General features: G+C 66.4%; 22 protein-coding genes and 2 pseudogenes. 3 read left to right on the plus strand and 21 right to left on the minus strand.

Translation table 11 applies throughout. The features are described 5' to 3' along the window. Positions 1-193: 193 nt before the first annotated feature. The 4 genes from ACWC5O_RS35410 to ACWC5O_RS35425 form a co-directional block, all read right to left on the minus strand. Complete coding sequence (locus ACWC5O_RS35410) at positions 194-1,558, minus strand: tyrosine-type recombinase/integrase (RefSeq protein ID WP_450585199.1); 1,365 nt, start codon at positions 1,556-1,558, stop codon at positions 194-196. Next, on the minus strand, positions 1,555-1,764 hold the full coding sequence (locus tag ACWC5O_RS35415; RefSeq protein WP_030671993.1) for a helix-turn-helix transcriptional regulator: 210 nt from the start codon (positions 1,762-1,764) through the stop codon (positions 1,555-1,557). The genes ACWC5O_RS35410 and ACWC5O_RS35415 overlap by 4 nt, the downstream gene beginning before the upstream one ends. 445 nt (positions 1,765-2,209) lie before the next feature. Further along, positions 2,210-3,685: an ATP-binding protein gene (locus tag ACWC5O_RS35420; RefSeq protein WP_450585196.1), complete on the minus strand. Its 1,476-nt coding sequence runs from the start codon at positions 3,683-3,685 to the stop codon at positions 2,210-2,212. Between the two features lie 3 nt (positions 3,686-3,688). Further along, the gene (locus tag ACWC5O_RS35425) at positions 3,689-4,549 is read right to left on the minus strand and encodes a bifunctional DNA primase/polymerase (RefSeq protein ID WP_450585195.1); all 861 of its coding nucleotides are present in this window, start codon (positions 4,547-4,549) and stop codon (positions 3,689-3,691) included. Positions 4,550-4,687: 138 nt separating this feature from the next. Here ACWC5O_RS35425 and ACWC5O_RS35430 point away from each other — a divergent pair, with 138 nt between their 5' ends. After that, on the plus strand, positions 4,688-5,713 hold the full coding sequence (locus ACWC5O_RS35430) for a hypothetical protein (RefSeq protein ID WP_450585194.1): 1,026 nt from the start codon (positions 4,688-4,690) through the stop codon (positions 5,711-5,713). Positions 5,714-5,737: 24 nt separating this feature from the next. Here the strand turns inward: ACWC5O_RS35430 and ACWC5O_RS35435 are convergent, their stop codons facing one another. From ACWC5O_RS35435 to ACWC5O_RS35480, 10 genes are all read right to left on the minus strand, one after another. Then, complete coding sequence (locus ACWC5O_RS35435; protein WP_450585192.1) at positions 5,738-6,265, minus strand: hypothetical protein; 528 nt, start codon at positions 6,263-6,265, stop codon at positions 5,738-5,740. Between the two features lie 106 nt (positions 6,266-6,371). Continuing rightward, positions 6,372-7,025, minus strand: a complete 654-nt coding sequence (locus tag ACWC5O_RS35440) for an XF1762 family protein (protein WP_450585190.1) — start codon at positions 7,023-7,025, stop codon at positions 6,372-6,374. Between the two features lie 4 nt (positions 7,026-7,029). Then, entirely contained in the window at positions 7,030-7,494 is a 465-nt protein-coding gene (locus ACWC5O_RS35445; RefSeq protein ID WP_450585188.1) for a hypothetical protein, read from the minus strand. A gap of 207 nt (positions 7,495-7,701) precedes the next feature. After that, positions 7,702-9,816: an FtsK/SpoIIIE domain-containing protein gene (locus ACWC5O_RS35450; RefSeq protein WP_450585187.1), complete on the minus strand. Its 2,115-nt coding sequence runs from the start codon at positions 9,814-9,816 to the stop codon at positions 7,702-7,704. A gap of 102 nt (positions 9,817-9,918) precedes the next feature. Then, a complete protein-coding gene (locus ACWC5O_RS35455; protein WP_450585186.1) occupies positions 9,919-10,236 on the minus strand; it encodes a hypothetical protein in 318 nt (105 codons plus the stop codon). Further along, positions 10,236-10,580, minus strand: a complete 345-nt coding sequence (locus ACWC5O_RS35460; protein ID WP_450585184.1) for an RRQRL motif-containing zinc-binding protein — start codon at positions 10,578-10,580, stop codon at positions 10,236-10,238. Before ACWC5O_RS35460 ends, ACWC5O_RS35455 begins: the two co-directional genes overlap by 1 nt. Continuing rightward, the gene (locus ACWC5O_RS35465; protein WP_450585182.1) at positions 10,580-11,437 is read right to left on the minus strand and encodes a protein spdB; all 858 of its coding nucleotides are present in this window, start codon (positions 11,435-11,437) and stop codon (positions 10,580-10,582) included. Before ACWC5O_RS35465 ends, ACWC5O_RS35460 begins: the two co-directional genes overlap by 1 nt. After that, entirely contained in the window at positions 11,434-11,757 is a 324-nt protein-coding gene (locus ACWC5O_RS35470; RefSeq protein WP_450585180.1) for a hypothetical protein, read from the minus strand. Before ACWC5O_RS35470 ends, ACWC5O_RS35465 begins: the two co-directional genes overlap by 4 nt. After that, entirely contained in the window at positions 11,754-12,200 is a 447-nt protein-coding gene (locus ACWC5O_RS35475) for a Pycsar system effector family protein (RefSeq protein WP_450585179.1), read from the minus strand. The genes ACWC5O_RS35470 and ACWC5O_RS35475 overlap by 4 nt, the downstream gene beginning before the upstream one ends. Beyond that, a complete protein-coding gene (locus tag ACWC5O_RS35480) occupies positions 12,197-12,466 on the minus strand; it encodes a DUF6284 family protein (RefSeq protein WP_450585177.1) in 270 nt (89 codons plus the stop codon). Before ACWC5O_RS35480 ends, ACWC5O_RS35475 begins: the two co-directional genes overlap by 4 nt. A gap of 602 nt (positions 12,467-13,068) precedes the next feature. Here ACWC5O_RS35480 and ACWC5O_RS35485 point away from each other — a divergent pair. Next, positions 13,069-13,836: a helix-turn-helix domain-containing protein gene (locus tag ACWC5O_RS35485; protein ID WP_450585176.1), complete on the plus strand. Its 768-nt coding sequence runs from the start codon at positions 13,069-13,071 to the stop codon at positions 13,834-13,836. A 2-nt stretch (positions 13,837-13,838) separates the two neighbouring features. Further along, positions 13,839-14,312: an NUDIX domain-containing protein gene (locus tag ACWC5O_RS35490; protein WP_450585174.1), complete on the plus strand. Its 474-nt coding sequence runs from the start codon at positions 13,839-13,841 to the stop codon at positions 14,310-14,312. On the opposite strand, the gene ACWC5O_RS35495 is transcribed toward ACWC5O_RS35490, so the two are convergent. From ACWC5O_RS35495 to ACWC5O_RS35525, 7 genes and pseudogenes are all read right to left on the minus strand, one after another. After that, entirely contained in the window at positions 14,300-14,866 is a 567-nt protein-coding gene (locus ACWC5O_RS35495; RefSeq protein ID WP_450585173.1) for an HD domain-containing protein, read from the minus strand. The genes ACWC5O_RS35490 and ACWC5O_RS35495 overlap by 13 nt on opposite strands. 1 nt (position 14,867) lies before the next feature. After that, positions 14,868-15,329, minus strand: coding sequence for a GntR family transcriptional regulator (locus tag ACWC5O_RS35500; protein ID WP_450585171.1), 462 nt, complete (start codon positions 15,327-15,329; stop codon positions 14,868-14,870). A 172-nt stretch (positions 15,330-15,501) separates the two neighbouring features. Then, positions 15,502-17,298: an ABC-three component system protein gene (locus ACWC5O_RS35505; protein WP_450585170.1), complete on the minus strand. Its 1,797-nt coding sequence runs from the start codon at positions 17,296-17,298 to the stop codon at positions 15,502-15,504. A gap of 28 nt (positions 17,299-17,326) precedes the next feature. Further along, a pseudogene (locus ACWC5O_RS35510) lies at positions 17,327-17,542 on the minus strand (ABC-three component system middle component 6); the annotation flags it as partial. Next, entirely contained in the window at positions 17,539-18,492 is a 954-nt protein-coding gene (locus ACWC5O_RS35515) for an ABC-three component system protein (protein ID WP_450585169.1), read from the minus strand. The pseudogene ACWC5O_RS35510 and the gene ACWC5O_RS35515, both read right to left, overlap by 4 nt. Positions 18,493-19,009: 517 nt before the next feature. Then, positions 19,010-20,228, minus strand: a pseudogene (locus tag ACWC5O_RS35520) (site-specific integrase). A gap of 60 nt (positions 20,229-20,288) precedes the next feature. Next, a complete protein-coding gene (locus tag ACWC5O_RS35525; protein ID WP_450585167.1) occupies positions 20,289-20,477 on the minus strand; it encodes a helix-turn-helix transcriptional regulator in 189 nt (62 codons plus the stop codon). Positions 20,478-20,508 lie beyond the last annotated feature (31 nt).

Below are 20,508 nucleotides of genomic sequence, written 5' to 3' on the forward strand. Positions count from 1 at the left end.
CAGGCGAACAGCGGTTCCAGCTCGACGATGAGCGGAAACTTGTCCCGCCTGCGGATCTTCTGACCTGCGATATCAGCAGGTCACGGGCCTCTTGTCATACGCAGCCCGAGGGGCGGGGTGTCTCACCCTGTCTCGCGTTCGAACGCCCCGTCTCGGACTCTGCGGACGGAGCGCGGACGGGATTTCCGCCGCGTCAGACGCTCCGTTCCAATCGGGCGGAGATCTTGGCGTTGGCTGCGTCGTCACCGTCCTTCAGGAACTTGGCGTACACGCGAAACAGGACCGCCACACTGTGGCCCGCCCGTTCAGCCACGAGCTGTGGTTCCACGCCCGAGCTGAGCCAGGTAGACACTGCGGCATGACGAAGGTCATAAGGCCGCTTCGCCAGTGCAGAGTGGAACTCGGCTGGCGTGAGAGCGCGCGACCGCGCTTCAGCCCACACCTCCCCGTATCCGGTGTCCTGCACGAGTCCACCCCGAAGCGTCTGGAAGACGCGGCCGTCCGGCGCCGTGCCGTACGCGGTGAGGTGCCACCGCAGGAGTGCGACCAGTTCCGGCGGAATCGGCACGGGCCGCACTGCCTTCCGCGGACGGTGCTTCAAACCTCGTTTCTCGTGCGCCTCACCGCTGTCCGTCCAGGCAGTGCCGGATCGGGGGCGGGTCTCATGCAGCCGGAGCACGCCCCACCCGCGCCGGGGCAGGTCGCAGTCCGTGACCCGCAGGCCGATCACTTCCGCCGGCCGCGCGGCGGCGTAGTACATGCACCCGAAGAACGCGGCGAGTCGACGCCCCCGCTTGCTCTGGTCGCGCACGGCGGTCAGCAGCTTGGCAGCCTGCGCCGGATTCGGGACGCACGCCGGGTCGACTTCCTCCGTGACCTGCTCGGGTGCTTTCCACTTGACGCGATCCAACGGGTTGTCCGTCAGCAACTCGGCATCGACCGCGTACTCAAGGGAGTTGTAGAAAATGGCACGCTTGCGGCTGATCGTCCCCGGGGCTGCCGTCTTCCCGTCCAGCCGCTTAGACAGGGCCCTGAGCGCTGCCTTCACCAAGAGCCGGTCCGTCAGGGCCGACGTGGGCAGCGACTTCCGCTGAAACCAAGCGAGCACCTGCGCCACCTCGGCCGGCGGCTCTTCCTCCCACCGGTTCTTGTTGAACGCCCACCCGTACAGAGCGCTCCGTACGGTCCGCGCGTCGGGCATGCCCTTGGTGTCCTTCACGAACGCAGGCGTCACGGTCGCCATGGCTTCGGCCAGCGTCCGCCGGGTGTTGCCGGGAGAGTCGTCCCACTTCATCGCGATGTAGTTGCGCGCGTGCTCGAACCAGGGGATGTCTCGGTTCTGGTCGACCATGGACTTCGGGAGGCCGCTCTCCACGTCGAACGGCTCACCCCTTCGGGCCGCCGTCATGAGTTCCGACCGGCGGCTGTCGGCCAGGCCCTGGGTGAGGAACGACTCTGCGTGTTCGCGGGTGCCCACCATCCATCGGAGCTGGTACGGCTTCCGGTAGCTGCGCTTCCGGATGGCCCAGAACTTGACGGTGTAGCTCCACTCGGTCACGCGGCCTCCAGCTCGTCCTTGAAGGCGTCCAGGACGCTGCGGCGTACGCAGATGCGGCCGGACGGCGTGCGGCGAGCCTCGGGAGTGAGGCCACGATCGCGCCAGCGGTACCAAGTCGGGCGGCTGATGCCGAGTTCTTCCAGCACTTCTGGCAGTGGGATCAATTCGTCTTTCGGAGTGCGGCGGCGCCGGGTGGGCGTGGTCATGCTGAGGTCTCCATACCTGTGCGGCTGGGCGTGGCTGTGTCCGAAGCCGGGATTTCTGCGTCATCGCGTCACCTGCGTCAATGAGGCGTCTGACCTGCGGGTTCCGGTGACGCAGCGGGGAGGGTCTTGTGTCACCGATGACACGGGCGCTCGTCACGGGGTGACGCTGATGACGCGGGATGACGCAGGATTCACTGTCTGCGTCACCGGTGTCGCCGCAGGTCAGCGGCTGTGTGTCGGGCCCGTGGTGACGCAGTGACGCAGATCTTCCCTACTTAGGAAAGAGAAGGGGGTGGTGTCTGTGGGTCTTTGCATCCGCTCAGGGCTTGAAAAACGAGCCGCTTCGCGGCGCGACCGTGCAGGGCGGCTGGCGCCGCCGAACAGCAAGAGGAGCACCCGCGGGCGGGGCGTGCTCCTCTTGCTTGTCCGCCTGTCCGGGGCGCGGTCAGAACGCGGTCTGCTGCTCGGGCGGCGGGGGCGGGGCCTGGCGGCTGAGTTCGATGTAGCGGGCGGCGCTGGTGCGCCCCCAGTCGACCAGCACGCCCCGCGCGGCCAGGGTGGGCTGGATGCGCCTCAGCCGGTCGGACAGCACCTTGCCGGTGGTGGGCCAGCCCTTGGGCAGGGGGCGGCATTCCTCGCCGCTGTAGAGGGCGGTTAGGGCGTGCAGCCACTCCGCCGACGTCATCCGCTCTTCCGTGCCCGGGGTGAGTTCGGCGGCGTGCTTGAGGACCGTCTGCGCCAGCAGATCACCCTCGATTACGTCGTCGTTGAGGTCGTCCAGGCTGGCCCGGTAGGCCTCCAGCGTGCCGAAGCCGGTGGCGGTGTCGAGCTGGGCGCACAGGTGGGCGAAGTCGGCCATCCGCAGATCGGTCGGGGTCTCGGCCTGTGCTGCGCGGACCTTGACGGTCAGGTCGAGCAGGGAGCCGAGGACGACGGGCAGAATCTCGGCGTACTCCGCCCACAGCTCCGCTTCGGTGCGCCGCACCCGGGGGCGTTCCAGGCGCAGGGTCAGGAGCCGTTCGGCGAGGTCGGGGCGGATCACACCGACGTCGATGCCGGTCAGCAGCATCGGGCGGCGGTAGCGAGAGCGGACGACGTCGCCGTCGGTGAACAGCGCGCGCTTGATGCTCTCGGCCCCGGTGATGACGCAACACATGAGGTCGGACAGGTCCGGGGGCAGGTGGGAGAGGTTGTCCAGGGCGGTGATCCATCCGGCCGCGACCGCCGTGATCATGTTCTCCTCGTCCTTGGGCGCACGCCGCAGGTCGCCGGTCATGCCCTCGATGATCCGCACGAGCATCCGCCCGCCGGTCGACTTGCCAGCGCCCTGCGGGCCAGTCAGGAACGGGGCCGGGACGGGCACGGACGGCTCCAGACAGCCGATGAGCCACGCGATGGCCAGCGCCTCGGTCTTGGCGTCGGCAAAGTTGCACAGCCGCATCAGCAGGTCGATGCCCTTGCCGTTGGTGTCCTTGGCGGGCAGGGGCAGTTCCCCGGTGAGCTGGGTGCGCCGCCAGCACACCTCCGCGGGGTCAGGGACGCGGATGTCCCAGCCGGTGGGGTGGATGCGGACGGACCGGCCGTCGTCGCGGCCGAGGTCGAGCCAGGTGGCCCCGTCGAATCCGGGGGCCACGCGGATATGGGTGGGCTGCACCTGCTCGGTGAGGGCGAGTGCCTCGATCAAGTCCAACGCCTCCTTAAGGGCAGTTCCGTTGAAGACGCCGACCCCGTCACGGAAAAGGCCGACCATGAGTTCCTGACGGTGGCTCCCGGACGTGCCCTGAGAGCGGATCGGGCGGGCCACGGGGTGGCCGGTGCGCTGCGCGTACACGGTCCCGTCCACGGTGCGGAAGTACCGGAAGTGGGACTGGGCGTAGTCGGTGATGACCTGCCGTGCGGGGTTCTTCTCGTCATCGGACACGGGTCACAGTCCCAACGTGGTCAGGGCGTTGGCCCACGCGTCCGCGCAGTGCCGGGGGGTCTCGCCCTTGGCCTGCGCGGCGGTGAACAGCCGGTTGACGTGGGTGTCGGTGAGACAGCCGCACCGGCCGTGCGTGGACAGCACGGCGAGGAACGTGCGGTACACGGTCGCGTGGACGGCGCTGCGGGCCTCGCTGATGCGCTGCTCTGCCATGGAGATGCCACGGTCCAGATACGTGGGCGTACGGTGCGGGCACTGGCCCCCGCGGACCCTCAGGGGCACTGTGGGCGTCTGTGGCGCCCTGCGGGCCGGGGACGGGTCCTTTACTGCCAGCGCGCGCACAGCGTCCGGGAGAGCGGCCGTGGCGCCTACGCCTGAACCGAGCCAACGGGCGTACTGCATAAGGGACTTGATGTCGACGCCGGGCCGTACGGCGTTCGATGACGCCATGGTGCCCTGGTAGATCCAGTGTTCGCCCCGGGTGGTGGTCACGGTCCGGGTCGCGGGCAGGGTCTCGCGGGCCCACTGGACGGCGGCGGGGTCGTCCAGGTCGACCACGGTCACGCCAGCGCCGCCGGGGTGGTAGGCGACGGCGGCGGCCCGACGCCACGCCGTGGCCCACGCGGGCGAGGTGAGGATGTGTGGGTTGGTGGTGGCTGCGGCCCACGCGTGGCAGACGCCGGGGCACTGGCAGGGTCCGGGCGTCTTCATGTTCGGCCGGCCGCCGCACGCGTTGCCGGTGCAGGTGGGGCAGTTGCCGAACGGCACCTTCCCGGCTCGTAACGGCAGCACGGGCACGCCGGAGGCCGCCAGGGAGAGAGCGGTGGGCAGATGCTCTCCCTGAATCTCGGTCGGTTGGGTCATGCTGGATGTCTCCAGTCCTGTTGGTCGGTACTGGTGATGAGGGCGACCCCGCGTTCTTGCCGGAAGGGGGGTCGCCCTTTCGCCTGCCTTTGGGAAATAGGGGCGGGAGATGTCAGTGGGGTTGGTTAAGGTCGCGGCATGACGACGACCGTTGATCTTGTGCCGGGTATGGTGACGACGCGCGATGCGATCGCTGCGGCCTACGGCTGTGGCACGTTCCAGGGCATTGAGCCGGCCGACGATGCGGGCAAGGTGTTCGTGTATTCCGACCCGTCCGCGGGCGAGGAGTACGGCTACACCTTCGATGGCCGGGCCGAGGACGACGAGTTCGGGCCGCTGTACCTGTACACCGGCGCCGGCGCGAACGGTGACCAGAAGCCGTCCGGCCGCAACGGCTCACTGCTGACGCATGCCGAGAAGGGCCGTGAAGTGCATCTGTTCGTCGCTGCCGGCCGGGTGCCGGGCAGCGGTGCGATGCAGCAGCGCTACATCGGTCAGATGGTGCTGGACCCCCTCAAGCCGTACGACGTTCGCCGCGGGCCGGGCAAGGACGGCGTGATGCGCAACGTGCTGGTCTTCCGGTTCCGGCCGGCCGAGGGAACCACGCCCGCGTGGACGGAGGCCGACCGGATGCCGGCCGCAGTGAAGTCTGACGTTGAGATCACCGAACCCGTGGTGGAAGTGCCGGAGCCGGTCACGCTGCCGAAGCAGAGCGGCGCGAAGGCCAAGAAGACCGAGCAGCACGCCACCGCGGAGACGGTGGCGGACATTCCTGCCGGACAGCGCAAGGTCCTGCGCCGTGAGGGTGAGTTGGTCAAGGCGTTCGCGGCATACCTGGCCGCGGCGGGCCATGAAACCCACAGCTTCCAGATCACCATCAAGGGTGAGCCCGGGGCGCTGACTCCCGACCTGTACGACGCTACCGATCACGCGCTGTACGAGGCGAAGGGGCAGACCACCCGCGCCAATGTCCGCATGGCGATCGGGCAGTTGGCCGACTACCGCCGCCACATCCCCAACAAGGAGGGGCTGCGCGTCGCGGTTCTGCTACCCGGCGAGCCGACCGCGGATGTGCAAGATCTCCTTGCCGCGGAAGGCGTGGCGCTGGTCTACCAGACCGAAGATGGTTTCTGTGGCTGGCCAATCGCCTTCAACGAGTCGTAGTCGGCGCCTAGCGAGTGCTCTTTTTTACTCGCCTCCGAGCGCGCGACTGGTCTCTTCCACCGCAGGTCGGAGGTGTTCCCATAGTTCCAGAGCCTCCTCCTTACGACCCTCTTTCGCGTAGCTCATCATGATGTCGCCCAGCTCCAGCAACTTGAGGACGTGGGCGTGAACTGGCGACTTGGACCTTTGGACTAGTCGAGTCGCCAGTTGGGCAAGCGAAGTGAGGTCCTCGATGCGGAAATCTGCCAGGTCTGCATGCGCGAATGTCTCTGTATAGCCCCCTTGCGGCATGTCGTACTGCAGCAAGCGCGATGTGACGCCGCACGACCGGAGGAAGGAAATCACAGCCCTCTCCGCTTGCAGTGCTTGATGCCCCTCCTCGAAATCAAGGGTTAGCTCTGTCGTCCACCCGTAGCGATCGTGTTCACGCAATCGGCCATCGATGCGATCTCTGCTTGCGATACCGACCTTGAGCGCCTTACGTGTCAGGTTCTGTACGACGTACAGAGTGGCTGGCTCGTCGGCTCGGTCATGGAAGTTTCCCCCGGCCATTTCCCCTCCCCCGGCGAAGATCTCCAGTAGCCGCACTGTAGTGGCAGCCTCTGACAGTCCATCGAGGAAGCAGTGAGCCAGGATGTCGCACCCGGGAGTGACGGACTCACTGGGTGCGGCGCCGGTAGGCGCGTTGGCGGCACGCGGGTGAGCAGTAGCGCGCGGGGCGCCCAGTCGGGGCCGTTTTGATCACGCTCTTACACTCCGGGCATCGTTTACGCCGGCTCCGTGTGACGCGGGTTTCGTCACGGGTTTCGTCACGCAGTTCCGGCAGCGGTGGCGCGTTATGGGTGGTGATCTCCCATAGGGTGCGGGCCACATTTTCGGTACCAAGTGCGCGGCGGGGGCGGCTGGGGGTGTCCCAGCCAGGGCGGGCTGGCAGGTCGGCGACCTTACGCCAGCCCGCGGCGCGCAGGCTCGCGCCGCTTTCGCCGTCTTGGGTGTAGGTGATGGCGCGGCGGTAGCCCGCGCTGCGGGCGGTGCGCCATGCAGCTGCGTACAGGGCGGAGCAGGCGTTCGGGGTGCCGTCCGTGGCCAGCCGGGTTACTTCCACGGTCAGCCCGTTGTCGAAGTGCCGACTGACAGGACGGCCTACGATCGCCACACCGGCCAGACGCCCGTCACCGGTACGCACGCCCAGGGAGAATTGATGGCCCTGCGGGGCGTCGTGGTGGCGGTGGTGCTGGTCGACGTAAGCGCACGCGGCCTTCCACTTCATCGGGTGGATATGCAGTTCCAGTGCGCCGGGCGGGGCACCCATGCCGCTACCCGCGGAAGTGGTTGCGCTTGATGATGGCTTTGCGGATGTTGACTGTGGTCCCGCCCTGGTGGCCGCGCACGTTGAACACCTGCACGGCGATCCAGCCGCCGAAGATGACGGCGGCGAGGGTGATGAGTTGGGTGATGAACGCGGTCAGTGCGGCGATGAACGAGGTGAGCAGGATGAGCCCGCCACACACCGCGAGGAAGCCAACGCCCCCGAGGGCGACGTTCACGGCCGTCCGCGAGACGGCCGGCTTGACCGCAACCGGCTCAGGCTGAGCGGGGTTGATGGCGTAGCCGGTGACGACACGGCCGTCGGGCAGGACGATGCTCGCCACCGCCGGAACGGTGCCCGGCTGCACGGGCACGACCTGCACCGGGGCGGGGATGGCGGGCGGGAGAGGGGTGGGCTGGTGGACTTCCACGGCCCGCTGTACGGGCGCGTCGTGGGTGTTGTCGGGGTACATGCGGAATCCCTTCCGAGCGTTGGCCAGGGAGGCGGAGGCACCCCCTTCGGGGTGCCGTGTGGAGGGGTGTTCGGGGGGTCTGACCTGCGTGCCTCCCTGACTCCCTGACTGATCATTCGTGCAGGTCAGGGCCAGGGAGGAGGGTCAGGGAGGCAGTCAGGGAGTTCTCCCTGCCTCCCTGACCCGCCGGGGGTCGGCTCCCTGCCATCAGTCGGTGGAAGCGGAACCGTCGTTGTCGCGGTTGGCTAGGGCGCGGGCGACGCGGTCGCGGGAGACGACCATCACGCCGTCGGACTTGTACGGCTCGGCGCCGGCGTCGTCCAGGACGCGCTTGAGGTCGATGAACGACCAGCCGCCGTAGGCGTCCGCGTTGAGCGTGGCGAGCCGCGCCAGCACGTCCTTCGTCCGCACCCGCGGCGTCGTACCGATCACGTCGAAGATGTCGATCAGCGGGTCGTGGTGCTCGCCGCGGTCGATGGCGTGCAGGGTGGTGACGCCGTCGCGCAGGGCCCTGGCCCGATCGGTGATGGCTTCGGCGGCGTCGTCGTCGATGTAGTGCGTGCGCACCGTGATGGACGACTGTCCCGCCGGGATGGTGATCCCGTCGGACGCGACGACCAGGGTCCCCCGGTCCAGACCCGGACGCAGCAGGTTGGGCGCGGCCCCGCCGTCGACGGCCTTGTCTCCCAGGGCCATGCGTGCTTGGGACTCGGTGCCCAGGGCGAGGGAGGCGCGGGTGTGGGCGCCCTCGCGCACCAGCTTGGGAAGGTTCTCGTTGGTCGGGTCCTGGGTGCCCTGCCACATCAGCACGTTCACGGCCCGCCCCTGGTTGTGGATCTTGCGGACGGCCATGAAGTACCGGGAGTTGGCCTTGGACCCGCCATACGGGCGCTTGTCCTCGTCCTTGGCCGGGCACATGAACGCCACCTGTGCTTCGTCGACCAGCACGATCAGCGGCGGGAACTGCGTTCCGGGCGGGGCCTGGATACGGCGGTTCATCTCGTCGACGGCGCCCTCGACCATCTCGGTCACCTGGATCACGTGCTCATCCGTCGGGCCCTGAATGAGCACGTCTGCGAGCCCGTCGAACATGGCCCAGTCGCCCACGCCCTTGAGGTCACCCATGAGGAACTGGACCGACTTGTCCAGCGAGAGCCACAGGGCCAGGGAGCGCAGGGCCACGGTCTTGCCCTGGTTCGACAACCCGGTGATGAGCAGGTGGCGCTGGTAGAGGCTCAGCGCGGCGGCGTCGCCGCGCAGGTCCTGACCCCAGGGGGCGCGGCCCTTGGCGTAGTCGGCGGTCATGGTCTCGTCGGTGACCAGCGGGGACGGGCCGATGGGCTCGTCCAGCGCGCCGGAGTCGGCGATCCACAGCCGCACCGTGCGGGCGGCCTGGGGGATGGTGATGAACACTTCGTGTTCGTGGCGGGTCAGGTTCTCGGCGAGCTTGCGGCGCTTGTTCTGCACCTCGTTGGTCGACACCCCGGAGGGAAGGGTCACGTCGACTTCCACGCCGCATCCGGCGATGGTGATCGGTCCGAGCATGCTCGCGCCGGCGTCGCCCATCTCCTTGATGGCGCGGGCCAGGGCGGGCACTCCGAGGTCGCGCAGGGCCTTGACCACGATGGACGGCGTGATCGGCTCACCCTCACCCGACCGCACGTTGGCGGGCAGTGCCCACGCGGGGGCGGCGTGCTGTTTGCGGCCGACCGACCACAGGGCGAGCAGGGCGAGGAACGGGCCGATTGTGAGCGCCGGACCCCACACGATCTGAACGATCCGGATCAGCAGGGCGATGAAGTCGATGGTCGCGGACAGCGGGGTGATGACGTCGCCGACGTGGCCGGTGTTGATGGCCATCACGATCCCGAGGGCGACCAGGACACCGACGCTCATGCCAGCGCCGACGGCCACGCCCTTGGCGGCCTCCACGGGCGAGTGCAGCAGGTCCATGCGGCGGTGATGACGGGCGGCGCGGAAGCGCTGCAACCGCTCCTCCCACTCTTCGGCCGCTTCCAGATTCCCCGCGGCTTCCGCCGCACGGATCATCCGCTCGTAGCGGGAGCCCGTACGGCCGTCCCAGGCTCGACGGGCCACGATCCGGCCCCCGTTGAACGTGTAGGACGCGTGCCGGGCCACCGCCCGCACCGTCGACCTGGTCGTCTCGTGCGTGGCGGCCGTCTTCACGGCGCGGCCGGAGCGCACCCACAGCGGCACGGGCCGCGCGGGCGGCGCGTCCGGCACGACGGTCAGCACCGTGGGCGCCGTGTCGTGGGCCGGGGGGTCGGTGGGCTTGTGGAGGTGGACGACGTTCTCAGACATGCTGGGAGTTCTCCTGACTGCCCCTTCGGGGGCGGGAGTAAGCGGGAGAGCCGGGGTGGCCGTGTCCGTGGAAAGAGGCGGTCACCCCGGCGTGATGGCTGGTCAGAACCAGCCGGACGACTTCTTCTTGGCCTTGTCGCGGGCGGCCTCGGTGATCAGGCGCTGACGCTCGCCGTGCAGGGCGGTCAGCTCCGCGTTTAGCCGCATCTCGGCGGCCGATCCGATGGAGTCCATCCGGTTCTCGGCGCCGGTCGTGCTGCGGCCCCGGTGGACGCTGCGGGCGCCGCTGGCCATCGCGCGAGTCATTGCGAGCCGTTCACGGCTGGTCAACGGCCACCACTCACCCCGCCGCACGGCTTCGAGCTTCTTCGTGGTCGCCCGGATCTCGCGGTCAAGACGGCGGATGTCGGAGTTGCCCATCAGGTACTCCCTTCGGACCCGTCCGGGTCGTAGGCGCAGGGCACGCAGGTGCCGAGCGAGGTGGGGATGACGTATCCGGCGTCACGCCGGCAGGTCGGGCAGATGCGGCGGGCGGCGTTCGCTGCGGCGAGCGCCGCCCACCGGCCCGGCGTCATCGGCCGGACCGGCTTGGCCAGGTCGATGCGGTAGAGGTAGGCGACCAGCGGTCCCCGCCGGCGGCGGGGGCGTTCGAGCTGCGCGGCCACGCCCTGACCACCGGGGCGCAAGCCGCGGGCCCGAAGTTGGCGGCGGGTGGCGTAGCCGTCCGGGGCGAGGCGCCACCGGAACACCGGCAGCGCGCCCATCAGGCGACGACGCGCTTCCAGGCGGCCCGCAACCGGACTTCGGACGCGGAGTGACCGGCCGCGCGGAAGCGGGCGGACATCTCGCGGTAGGACAGGGCGGGGGTCTGGCTGTGGCGGATCTCGTCGACCAGCGCGTCAAGCGCCTCATCCGTCAGGGCGGGCCCCGTCTCCAGCGCGGGAACGGGCTGAGTGGGACCCCACACCGGGAGCTCCCACGGGGGTGTGACGCCGGGTGTGACGCGGGTCGTCACGCTGGTCAGCGCCCTGCCGGTGTCCTCGCCGTCCCGCGCCGTCTCCAGTGTCGACCACGCCCCGGCGAGGGTGGCGGCGGTCCGGGCCTGGACCCGTGCGACGCGCGCCCCGGCGGCCGTCACGGCCGTCAGCCGCGTCTCCTCCGTACGCGCCTCGGCGAGCAGCCGGGCCCGGGCCACAGCCGCCTCGTCGCGGGCCTCCTGCTGAATGCCCCGGATCGCTCCCAGGGCGCCCGGGGTCAGCGCAGTGCGCTCCCACAGACCGTGCACCAGCCACAGTGCCTTCGCGGCGATGGGCAGCCAGGCCACGGCCAGCCACGCGCCGGCCGACTCCTCAGTCGTGAGGGCGTGAGCGACCAGCACGCCCGTGGCGCCAGCTCCGAACGTCCAGCCGACGGCGGTCACGGCGTGGCTGTGGTCGCCCTGCGCGGCCAACCTGCGCTCATAGGCGAGGGTGGCCAGCCATCCCCCGTCGATGCCGAGACCAACGACCAGGGCGACGGGCCACGGCATCGCAGTGCCCAGCCACATCACGACCACGGCGAGGGTGAGCACCATAGATACAGCCGTCATCGCGACGGCGGGCAGAACGGTCTTGGCCCTCACGCCGCACCCCCGTCCGCCGCGGGCACGTCGGTGTAGCCGTGCAGGTGCACTTCTGCGCCCGCGTAGTCGGTCGACGCCTTTAACACGCGTGTCGTGCCGTCGGCCTGCACCGCGTGGGTCACCTGCTCCGGCGGCACGGCCAGGGCCTCCCGCCACGCCTCGAACGCGTGCAGACCCTCGTGGAAGCGCAGGGTCAGCCGGTCGGGGTAGATGCGGGACAGGTCGATGTCCGGGGCGGGCAGGTGCCCGAAGTCAGCGGCGAGCAGCCGCAGCACGCGCAGGGGCGCGGCCAGAGCGTCCAGCGTCAGCGGCTCGTTCATGCCGCACCCCACAGGGTGAGTACGGCGGCGAGGATGAGCAGTGCCCCGCCGGCGCAGGTCAGGTCGACCGCGCGGCGCAGGCAGGTGAACTTGGCGACCGCGAGCCGGGACAGGCCGGCGATGTCGGCGGCCAGGTCCCGGGCGACGGCTTCGCTGATCTCCTCCGCCGTGAGCGTGGCCCACAGTGGGAAGCCGTGGCGGCCACGCAGGTTCGGCCGCACTGACCGCAGCAGCAGACCAGCCGCCGCGACCAGCACCGCCATACCGAGACCGCCCACGACGTAGGCGGGCAGGTTCATCGGTAGCTCACGGGCGACCGTCCAGGCGCCGGCGAGTACCGCACCGACGAACGCCAGCAAGAGGCCCGTCTTGGTGTCCGTCCGCACGATCTCCGCCTTCACTTCGGAGTGCGCGGCGGTCAGGTTCCGCTCGGTGGCGCTCATGCGGCACCACCCGGGAGGCTCGCGCCGGCCGTGCGGTTGATCAGGTCCCGCCGGGCGGCCAGCACCCGGCGGCGGGCCCTGCGGATGCGGCGCTCGTCCAGCTCGGTCGGCGTGCGGTCCAGGGTGACGATCTGCGCGTCGAGCAGGTCGACGTCCGCCAGGATCGCGGGCATCTCCGACTCGATCGCGTCCAGCTCGGCGTCCGTCGGCTCCATCCAGGGAGCGAACGCGGTAACAGCGTCCTGAACAGTGACGATGTGGTTCATTGGGTCGTGTTCCTCTCAGCGTGGAACGGCCCGACGCGGCTCCCGGGGTGCCACCCGGGAGCCGCTTGCCGTTGGAGTCGGTTCCGGCTCCCTGCGCTCCCGCCCGTACGTCCTCACGCAGAGCGCGGAACGGACGGGCGGGAGAGGCAGCCGGCCGCAGCATCAGCGCCGCGAACCAGGACGGACCGAACTGTCGACGGCGCCGCCGGCCGGTCCGTACCGGGGGCGCCTGGATATGGCGTCGGTTCACACCGACCTCCCGCGTTCGCAGGGACATAAGGCGCGACTTCATGCCGCGCGGTCCGTCTTTTCGACTCGGGGAGACGGGGCCCACTTGTTCAGTTGTCAACCAACGGCCGCTTCCTTCGTACTCACCCCCAGCGAGAGCGGGGCTTTCCTCCGTGCAATGCAGTACCTGTTTTACAGGTACTGCATAGGGGTCCGTCAAGTACAGCGACGCAATCTCTTGGTCTCGCGCCGGGACGTCTTGGCGTATCTTCAGAATCCCCGCAGATCAGGGGAGTTGGTTACCCCGCTCATGGACAGCTCTGGGACTTCTGGCTACGGTCAAGAAGTCCCTAGACGTCCCATCGGGGGTGCAGATGTCGAACGAGCGCTTACGAACCGCTCTCCTCGCCCGTGGCATGACCGTGCAGAGCCTCGCTGAGGCGATCGGGGTGAGCCCCAAGACGGTCGAACGCTGGATCACTCAGGGCAAGGTGCCGTACCTGCGTCACCAGTACGCGACGGCCGCGGCCCTCAAGGTCGACGTGACCACGCTGTGGGAGGACGGGCGGACCGTAGACAGTGCGGCCGACCTGACCAAAGCCGAGATAGCGACTGTCTACCCGCACCGCCACGCCGTGCCTTCCGGGCTCTGGCGAGAGCTGTACGGACGTGCTGAGCGCAACCTAGACGTCCTCGTGTACTCCGGTCTTTTCCTGTCCGAAGACCCGCTCTTCCATGACCTTGTAAAGGCGAAGGTGGAAGCCGGGGCGCGGGTGCGCATCCTGCTCGGGGACCCGGAGTGCGCGGCAGTCCGGCAACGCGGCGTTGACGAGGGGCACCACATCATGGACGGCAAGATTCGCAACGCACTCGTGCTGTATCGGCCCCTCATGCGGAGTCACCCGGACGTCGCTTTCCGGCTGCACGACTCCACGCTGTACAACTCGATCTACCGGGCCGATGACGAGATGCTCGTCAATCCCCACGTCTACGGCATTGGCGCCTACATGGCGCCTGTACTGCACCTGCGGCGACTCCCCGGCGGAAGCCTCTTCGACATGTATGCGAATAGCATCGATCACACCTGGGGGAACGCACGTCCGATCACTGACCAGGACGTCAAGAGCATCACGGGAGCCTGACCATGGGACGTATCGACTACCTACACGACCCGGACGCTCCACCGGCCAATTCGGTTGTGCCGTCCGTCGTTGCTTTCGTCCAGAACGACGCGGGGCAGGTGTTGATGATCCAGCGTTCTGACAACGGTAGGTGGGCACTGCCCGGCGGTGGTCACGACGTGGGGGAGTCCATCAGCGACACGGTGGTGCGTGAGGTCTGGGAAGAGACCGGCATCAGGGCGGAAGTGGTCGACGTGTCCGGCCTCTACACAGACCCCGGGCACGTCATGCAGTACGACGATGGCGAAGTACGTCAGCAGTTCAGCATTTGCTTCCGGGCCCGGCCGGTCGGCGGTGACCTCCGTACGAGCAGCGAGACGACTCAGGTCCGCTGGGTTGCCCCGGCGGACCTTGCGACGCTGGACGTGCACCCCACGATGCGGCTCCGAATTGAGCACGCCATGGACCGGACGCGCACGGCGCCTTACATCGGCTGACGCTTGGCGGCGGCGACCCGTTCGAGGACGCGGCATGTGCACGCGAGGATCTCGGGTTCGGCGCGCCGGATGAACTTGCCGATCAGGCTGTCCGGCCCGTAGCGCCCGGTGATTTCGTTGATCCGGTCCACGGGGTTGGTCGGGGTGCCGTCCGGGGTGGTGCTCATGTCGCAGTAGCAGAGCGCGTCGTTCAGGTGCTCGCTCTCACGGGGGAACTCGCCGTCAAGCTCAGCACGCAGGCCGCGCGCATCCGCCTCCAGCCATGAGCACGAGTGATGGGCGACCAGGTTGACGACCTGCTCGTCAGCAGCGGCCACGTCCCGGAGGTACCGCGCACCGTCCAAGGGGTGAAAGCCCGTCTTGGCGAGATCCGGCGCGTAGCCGATGTCGTGCAGGACTGCAGCAGCCTCCAACAGGTCCGCGTCCTGATCGAGGATGAGCGCGATGGTGCGCGCTCTCTCAGCGACCCCGAGGCAGTGTTTCCAGCGTCGCGGCAGCGGCTCAGCGAGCAACGCCTCAGCCAGGGGATAGGCCCACTCTGTCAACGTCGACAAGCTACGAACGCCCCTCTCGCGCCGGCACGGCGCGGACCGTCCGCACCTTGCCCTGTCCTCCACCCGCCAGCACGCCGGCGGCCTCCAACTTCTCCAGCGCCTTCGTCACGGTCGGACGTGACACTCCGAACCGTTCGGCCAGTGCCGAAGCGCTCGGGAACGCTTCCCCTACTTCGAGTCCCTCAGTCGCGATGATCTCTGCGATTCGCTGATCGAGTGGGCGCCGGTCGACTGGCGCCCCCGCGCGTACGACTCGCCACCGCTCGCCCCGCACCGGTTCGGCTACGCCTTCCTGGCGCAGCACGCCGAACGCGCGTAGGGCGACCCCGCGTGAGACCTTGTGATCGCGCATGAGTTCGGCCAGCGACGGCAGCTCTGTCATGTTCGGGTCTTCCTCGATCTGCCTCTTCACTGAGTCGGCAATCTTCAAGAAGGTTCCCCGAGGGTTGGCCTGCTGCGACACTCGCTCTCCCTCTCCGTCGGGCAGTCGACACCACCGGTAAGCCTCCCACGACGGCCAGCCGTCGCGGAGGGGTCGCGCACAGCGATGCGCACGGACGGTTCCAGAATCAGGACATGACGCCGACGGCTTCGCAGGTAGCGGCCCGGCGCTGGCGAGGACATGCCCGTGGGGCCTAAGCAAGAGTGCGCTTTGCCGTGCCAGATCCCCGGGCTGAGAAATCGAAGCGGAACCCGAAGAGCCCTCCGTCATCGAAGGCGTCTGTTAGCGATGGTTGAACCATACTGTCATCGGGTTCGAGGCCATATCGCCGAGCGTTATCGAGGACGTCTGAATTTAGGGTGGCAATGTACTGCATGCCTTCAGCTTCTGTGACAGTGCGAGCCAACTCAAGGGCCCGGGCCACTTGCCTTTCATCGACGCCGTCGAATAGGTGGCTATCATGGACTAGAAAGTCGGGACCTCTGTTCTCGCGGTGAGCTAACACCGCAAGTGTCAGGTCGAAACAGAAGATTTTCATCTGGCTGATTCCACGGCTTCCATCGCTCGCAATATGAGGTTCGATTTGCAAGCTTTTCTGACCCGCGCTGATGGACAGCCAAGCGTCCCGCATGTCACCATAAATCTGTTGGGCGTAGGAAGAAAATAGGCGAATGGCGCGGTCGATCCTAGCGTTCCGTTCGGACAGGTCCATCGACACATCTCGGCGTAGCTGAGCGCGCTGCGCTTCGATCTGCAACTTGCTAGATTCTAGAGTTTCGGCAGCCTCAAAGCGGTGCTGCAGAGTATTTAGGCGCGACTGCTCAGTAGCGAGAGCCTGTTGCAGCACTGTTAGGCTTTCCAAGGCGCCGCCCTGATTTAGTTCTCTAAGGATCTCTGACTGTCGAGTGCCGAGAACTTCTCGCTCCATCGCGCGAGCCTGCAAGCGCTCCTCGATCTCGCGGATCTCCGAATCGAGATAGTGCCGGCGGTTCCTGACCACAGTCTCATGGAATGCTTGCACCTCATCGTAGCGGCGACGCACTTGGCCAGGAAGGGTGATGTTGAGTTCGTTGAATGCCGACTCAAGGTACTCACTACTAGTGTCCGACGTCTCATCAACGGACCGGCGCAAGTCCTCAACGTTAGCTCGGTCGATCGAGTCCAGATTGGCAAGGTCCCGCAACTGCCGAGTAATTGCGTCTGCTTCTGCGGCCAGCCTCTCATATTCAGGTACGACCCGAAAACTGGCGACCTGATTCCGCAGTTGCTCAATCCTTTGTTGCGCAAGATTCATTTGGCCGCGAAGGTCTGCCGTGGCGCCAACGAGTTTTCCAAGGGTTGGGTCCTTGGCTGCCTTTTGCAGTTGAGTGCGTGCATTCTCGCGTTGAGCGACATCTTTGTACTTATTGACAAGTTCGTAGTCGAGTCCGAGAAGGTAGGCAACATTTGTTGTTGCGTCGATTTGGGATTGCCGAGCATGTGAAGCGCGAATAGCCTCGTTGAACGCATTCGAGCTTACGCGGCGAATATAAAAGGAAAGAAGGCTCCTCCCAGTGACACCTGGGTGGTCTCCTCGCAGTTTGAATAGCTGCTCCTCCAGCAACGCGTTCCAGCGAGCAAGGCTGACGTCTGCAACGTCGTCAGGCGAATCGAAGAGGAACTCTTGGTGCGAGTTATCAATGTTGGGATACAGCGTAACTACGTCGGGACGTGTCCCCGTGCGGGCCACGTGCACGCGAGGATGGGCTTCGTTCCAGTCCAGTTCCAACTGGAACGTGATGTGCCGCAAAGCCTTACTTCGAGCCATATGGCCGCTGCCCTGCGAACCGAGCAGGAAATGAAACAGCTCCAACAAGCTGGACTTTCCGGCACTGTTGCGGCTATCTGTATCCCGTGAATCAGACGTCTTATTGGCGACTACAAGATTTAGCCCAGGATGGAACTTCATTCGCTTGAAACGGGTGTCGGAGGCCGAGATTTCACGAAGCATTCCCAGTCCTCCGCATCAACAGGTCATCAACGAGGATAAGAGCGTCCATCGCGTAAAGGACATCCAGGGCTAACACAAACCATCCGAAAGGAATGGGGGAGCCGAAGCCGTTCTCCGATCTCCAAGACCTCAAGCGCACCCACGTCTGACTAATCGTTCGTGGTGCTTCAAGCTGGAGAAGGATCTGTGCGGCTACGGACAGGAGAGCTCGGTCCGGCGCAATGCTCCGAGTGGGAGTAATCATCGTACCGGCTGCCTTTCTTGATGGCTTGCACTCCACCCAGGGGGTGGGTTATCGAAGATGTGACACCTTTCGAAAAAGTATGCCAGAACAATCCACATGGCGCGTAGTTGGCGCTCGTTTGCTAGACGGTTGCCGATCACGTACCACTTGAGGCGCTCGATGATGAGGTCGGGATCGCTTATCTCGCTTTTGATGTCGAGGTACTCATCCCTGAAACCTTGAGCTGTGTTGGCCTCCTCAAGCGGGAAAACGCGCCCGTCGTAGTATTGTCGCACCAGGGGGGAGTGCTTCATGCCCCCGATTAGCGCTTCTTGGTTATCCTCGTCAAGATTACTGAACTCTAGTTTTTCTTGACTCGGCATTGGCGGTGGTCCGGTCTCGTTGTCCCGGCGTCGATGTTCATTTACATGATCCAAGAGTGGTTTGAGGTCATCTACCCCGATGCCATAGACGGCGTCACTTACCGGGATTTCGCATCCGAGGATATCCTCTACATCTTCCAGTTCGAGCTTACGGAATATCCGCCAAAGGCCAACGGGGTCCAGAGTCTCAAAAATTAGGTCAGGATGCGCTTTTTGGGCGCTGCTCAGAGTTGGGCTCAAATCGGGATGCAGCCCGATCCTGTCGTTGTGAACAAAGACGAATGTACTGAACTGCCCCGGTCGTTGAGCTAGTGCACTTTCGAGGTCGGTAGTGAACTTCTTCCGTAATCTCTCTACGTTTGGCACCCGAGGTCCAAAACACGCGTAGAGTTTTCCGGAGCAGAGCGCCATTGCATCTGCACCCCGGTCGCCAATGTTTCCGTATGCGCGGATGGGGGTGTAGTCGGATGTAGCCGACTGCATTACGCTGTGAAAGAAGCTTTCGAACGCATTCTCCTCAAGCTCGTACAGCTTTCGATAGAAGAGCATTTGCGCGTACATTCTTTGCTCAAAGCGCATGCGTGCCATCGGCGCCCCTCCCCAACTGCTTGCGTCTCAGACAGTATCCGTCGGGTCACCGTGTGTTGGCTAGATCTTGGTTCGTTGGGTGATGCGGCCGCCCCGGTTGACCCACGCACTGTCGCTCCGGGTGTCTGGGGCGAACTCACTGAGCGCGCATGGGGAGCACCGCTCCCTGGGGCGTAGGCCCTGGCGGCACCCAGGGTGTCTCTGGACGAGACGCGGACGACTACGGGTGACTTCGATGCAGCAACTCCTGTTCCTGCACGTCAGCAGCTTCCCAAAAGTTAGATCTTGAGGGGACTGTAAATCTGCCGGCTCAGCCTTCCCAGGTTCGAATCCTGGCGCCGCCACACTGGGGATGACCCCCTCTGACCAGCCAATACGGCTGGTCAGAGGGGGTCTCTTCGTTCCTGACGTCCGTTCGATTCGATGCCGGATTCACTGGGCGTGTCTCACCCCGTCCCGCCCGAATCCCACCTCTGATCAGGGCGCGTCCCCCAGGCGTCCCCCGGGGGAGACGCCCTTACTCGGGCTCGTTCCACTCGCTCAACGCCGCGTCGATCCGGCTGTTAGCCCGTTCGCGGGTCTGGTCAAGACCTTGGCGTACACCCGGTGTAGGACCGCGATGCTGTGGCCGGTGCGGCGGGCGCGCTCCATTGCGTCCACCCCCGAGCTGAGCCAGAAGGACACCCCTGCATGTCGAAGGTCATACGGGCGGCGAGCCAGCAACGAGGCGGCCTCGACCTCGGTTAGCGCGGTCTCGCGTGCCTTGGCCCACACCTCCCCGTATCCGGTCTCCACCCGTCGTCCGTCCAACTCCGTCCGGCGCGGACGACTCCCTGACGCAAGGTGAGCGTGCCCCAACCGTTCTTGGGCAAGTGGCACTGTGTGGCGCGGAGCGCGGCGACTTCGGCCGGCCGCATGGCCGCGTAGTACAGGCACCCGAAGAACGCTTCGAGGTGCTGCCCGCGCGCCCCCTGCTCGCGTACCCCTGACAACAGGGCCCGAACTTGCCGGGGGTTGGCGACGCTTTCAGGGTCGACCTCTTCCACGGCCTTCGGAGCCGTCCACTTCACTGCGGTGAGGGGGTTCACCGGAATGGTGAAGTACTGCTCTTCCACGGCGAGCCCCAAGACGTCGCTGAGACACGCTCGCTTCCGCTTTGCGGTTCGAGGTGCGGCCGTCTTCCCGTCCAACTTCAGAGCCAAGGCGTCGAGGGCCAGCCGTACTGTCGCGGGATCCTCCAGCGCCGAAACAGGCATGGAGTGCTTGGCCATCCACGCGAGAGCTTGGGCGATGTCGTCCGGAGGCGTCTCGTTCCACCGGTTGCGGTTGTACGCCCAGCCGTAGAGCGCGCGCCGCAGAAGTGCCGCGTCCGGCATTGCTGCCCTCGTCTTGACCAGGGCAGGGGTCATGGTGGCCAGTGCTTCGGCGTAGTTCTTCCGGGATTTCGCCGGCGCCTGAGCCCACTTGCGGTCGATGTACGCGCGGCTGTGTTCGTACCAGGTGATGGATACTTGCTGTGCCCGCAGCTCCGAGACGGGAAGCCCGGTGTCCTCGTCGAACTTCTCGCCGCGTCGGACGGCAGACATCAGCTCCGAACGGCGGCCGTATGCCTGCACTTTCAGCTTGTAGCTCTTCGAGTGCTTCCGTGCGCCGACAAGCCACCGCAAGCGGTACGGCTTCGGCCGGTCCTTGCGAACTTCGATCGAATAGAGGCGAACGTCGTAGGTCAGTGGCATGCGTACTCCAAAGAGGGTCCGCCAGTTGGCGGGCCCTCTCGGTTCGTGTGTGGGAGGTGGTCAGGCGGCGTTTTCTTCCATGGACGCCCACCAGGCATCCAGGTCGCTGCGACGGCAGCGGAGCTGTCCGTTCGGGAGCTTGATGAGCTTGGGCGCCTTGACCCGGGCACGCATGCGGTAGAAGGCAGCGCGGCTCATCTCGATCTCTTCGAGGACTTCGAGAAGCTTGAGCTTCTGGTCGCGGGCCAAGATGACAACTCCTTCGGGGCGTTCGGCCGTT

This window comes from Streptomyces sp. NPDC001450, from assembly GCF_053597295.1.

Bases quoted from the DNA above. Each gene is read 5' to 3' on its own strand.
- ACWC5O_RS35490 (WP_450585174.1), top strand. From the start codon at position 13,839: ATGGGACGTATCGACTACCTACACGACCCGGACGCTCCACCGGCCAAT.
- ACWC5O_RS35460 (WP_450585184.1), bottom strand. From the start codon at position 10,580: ATGGGCGCGCTGCCGGTGTTCCGGTGGCGCCTCGCCCCGGACGGCTAC.
- ACWC5O_RS35515 (WP_450585169.1), bottom strand. From the start codon at position 18,492: ATGGCACGCATGCGCTTTGAGCAAAGAATGTACGCGCAAATGCTCTTC.
- ACWC5O_RS35435 (WP_450585192.1), bottom strand. From the start codon at position 6,265: ATGGCCGGGGGAAACTTCCATGACCGAGCCGACGAGCCAGCCACTCTG.
- ACWC5O_RS35485 (WP_450585176.1), top strand. From the start codon at position 13,069: ATGTCGAACGAGCGCTTACGAACCGCTCTCCTCGCCCGTGGCATGACC.
- ACWC5O_RS35480 (WP_450585177.1), bottom strand. From the start codon at position 12,466: ATGAACCACATCGTCACTGTTCAGGACGCTGTTACCGCGTTCGCTCCC.
- ACWC5O_RS35440 (WP_450585190.1), bottom strand. From the start codon at position 7,025: ATGGGTGCCCCGCCCGGCGCACTGGAACTGCATATCCACCCGATGAAG.
- ACWC5O_RS35425 (WP_450585195.1), bottom strand. From the start codon at position 4,549: ATGACCCAACCGACCGAGATTCAGGGAGAGCATCTGCCCACCGCTCTC.
- ACWC5O_RS35470 (WP_450585180.1), bottom strand. From the start codon at position 11,757: ATGAACGAGCCGCTGACGCTGGACGCTCTGGCCGCGCCCCTGCGCGTG.
- ACWC5O_RS35505 (WP_450585170.1), bottom strand. From the start codon at position 17,298: ATGCTTCGTGAAATCTCGGCCTCCGACACCCGTTTCAAGCGAATGAAG.
- ACWC5O_RS35475 (WP_450585179.1), bottom strand. From the start codon at position 12,200: ATGAGCGCCACCGAGCGGAACCTGACCGCCGCGCACTCCGAAGTGAAG.
- ACWC5O_RS35415 (WP_030671993.1), bottom strand. From the start codon at position 1,764: ATGACCACGCCCACCCGGCGCCGCCGCACTCCGAAAGACGAATTGATC.
- ACWC5O_RS35445 (WP_450585188.1), bottom strand. From the start codon at position 7,494: ATGTACCCCGACAACACCCACGACGCGCCCGTACAGCGGGCCGTGGAA.
- ACWC5O_RS35455 (WP_450585186.1), bottom strand. From the start codon at position 10,236: ATGGGCAACTCCGACATCCGCCGTCTTGACCGCGAGATCCGGGCGACC.
- ACWC5O_RS35450 (WP_450585187.1), bottom strand. From the start codon at position 9,816: ATGTCTGAGAACGTCGTCCACCTCCACAAGCCCACCGACCCCCCGGCC.
- ACWC5O_RS35430 (WP_450585194.1), top strand. From the start codon at position 4,688: ATGACGACGACCGTTGATCTTGTGCCGGGTATGGTGACGACGCGCGAT.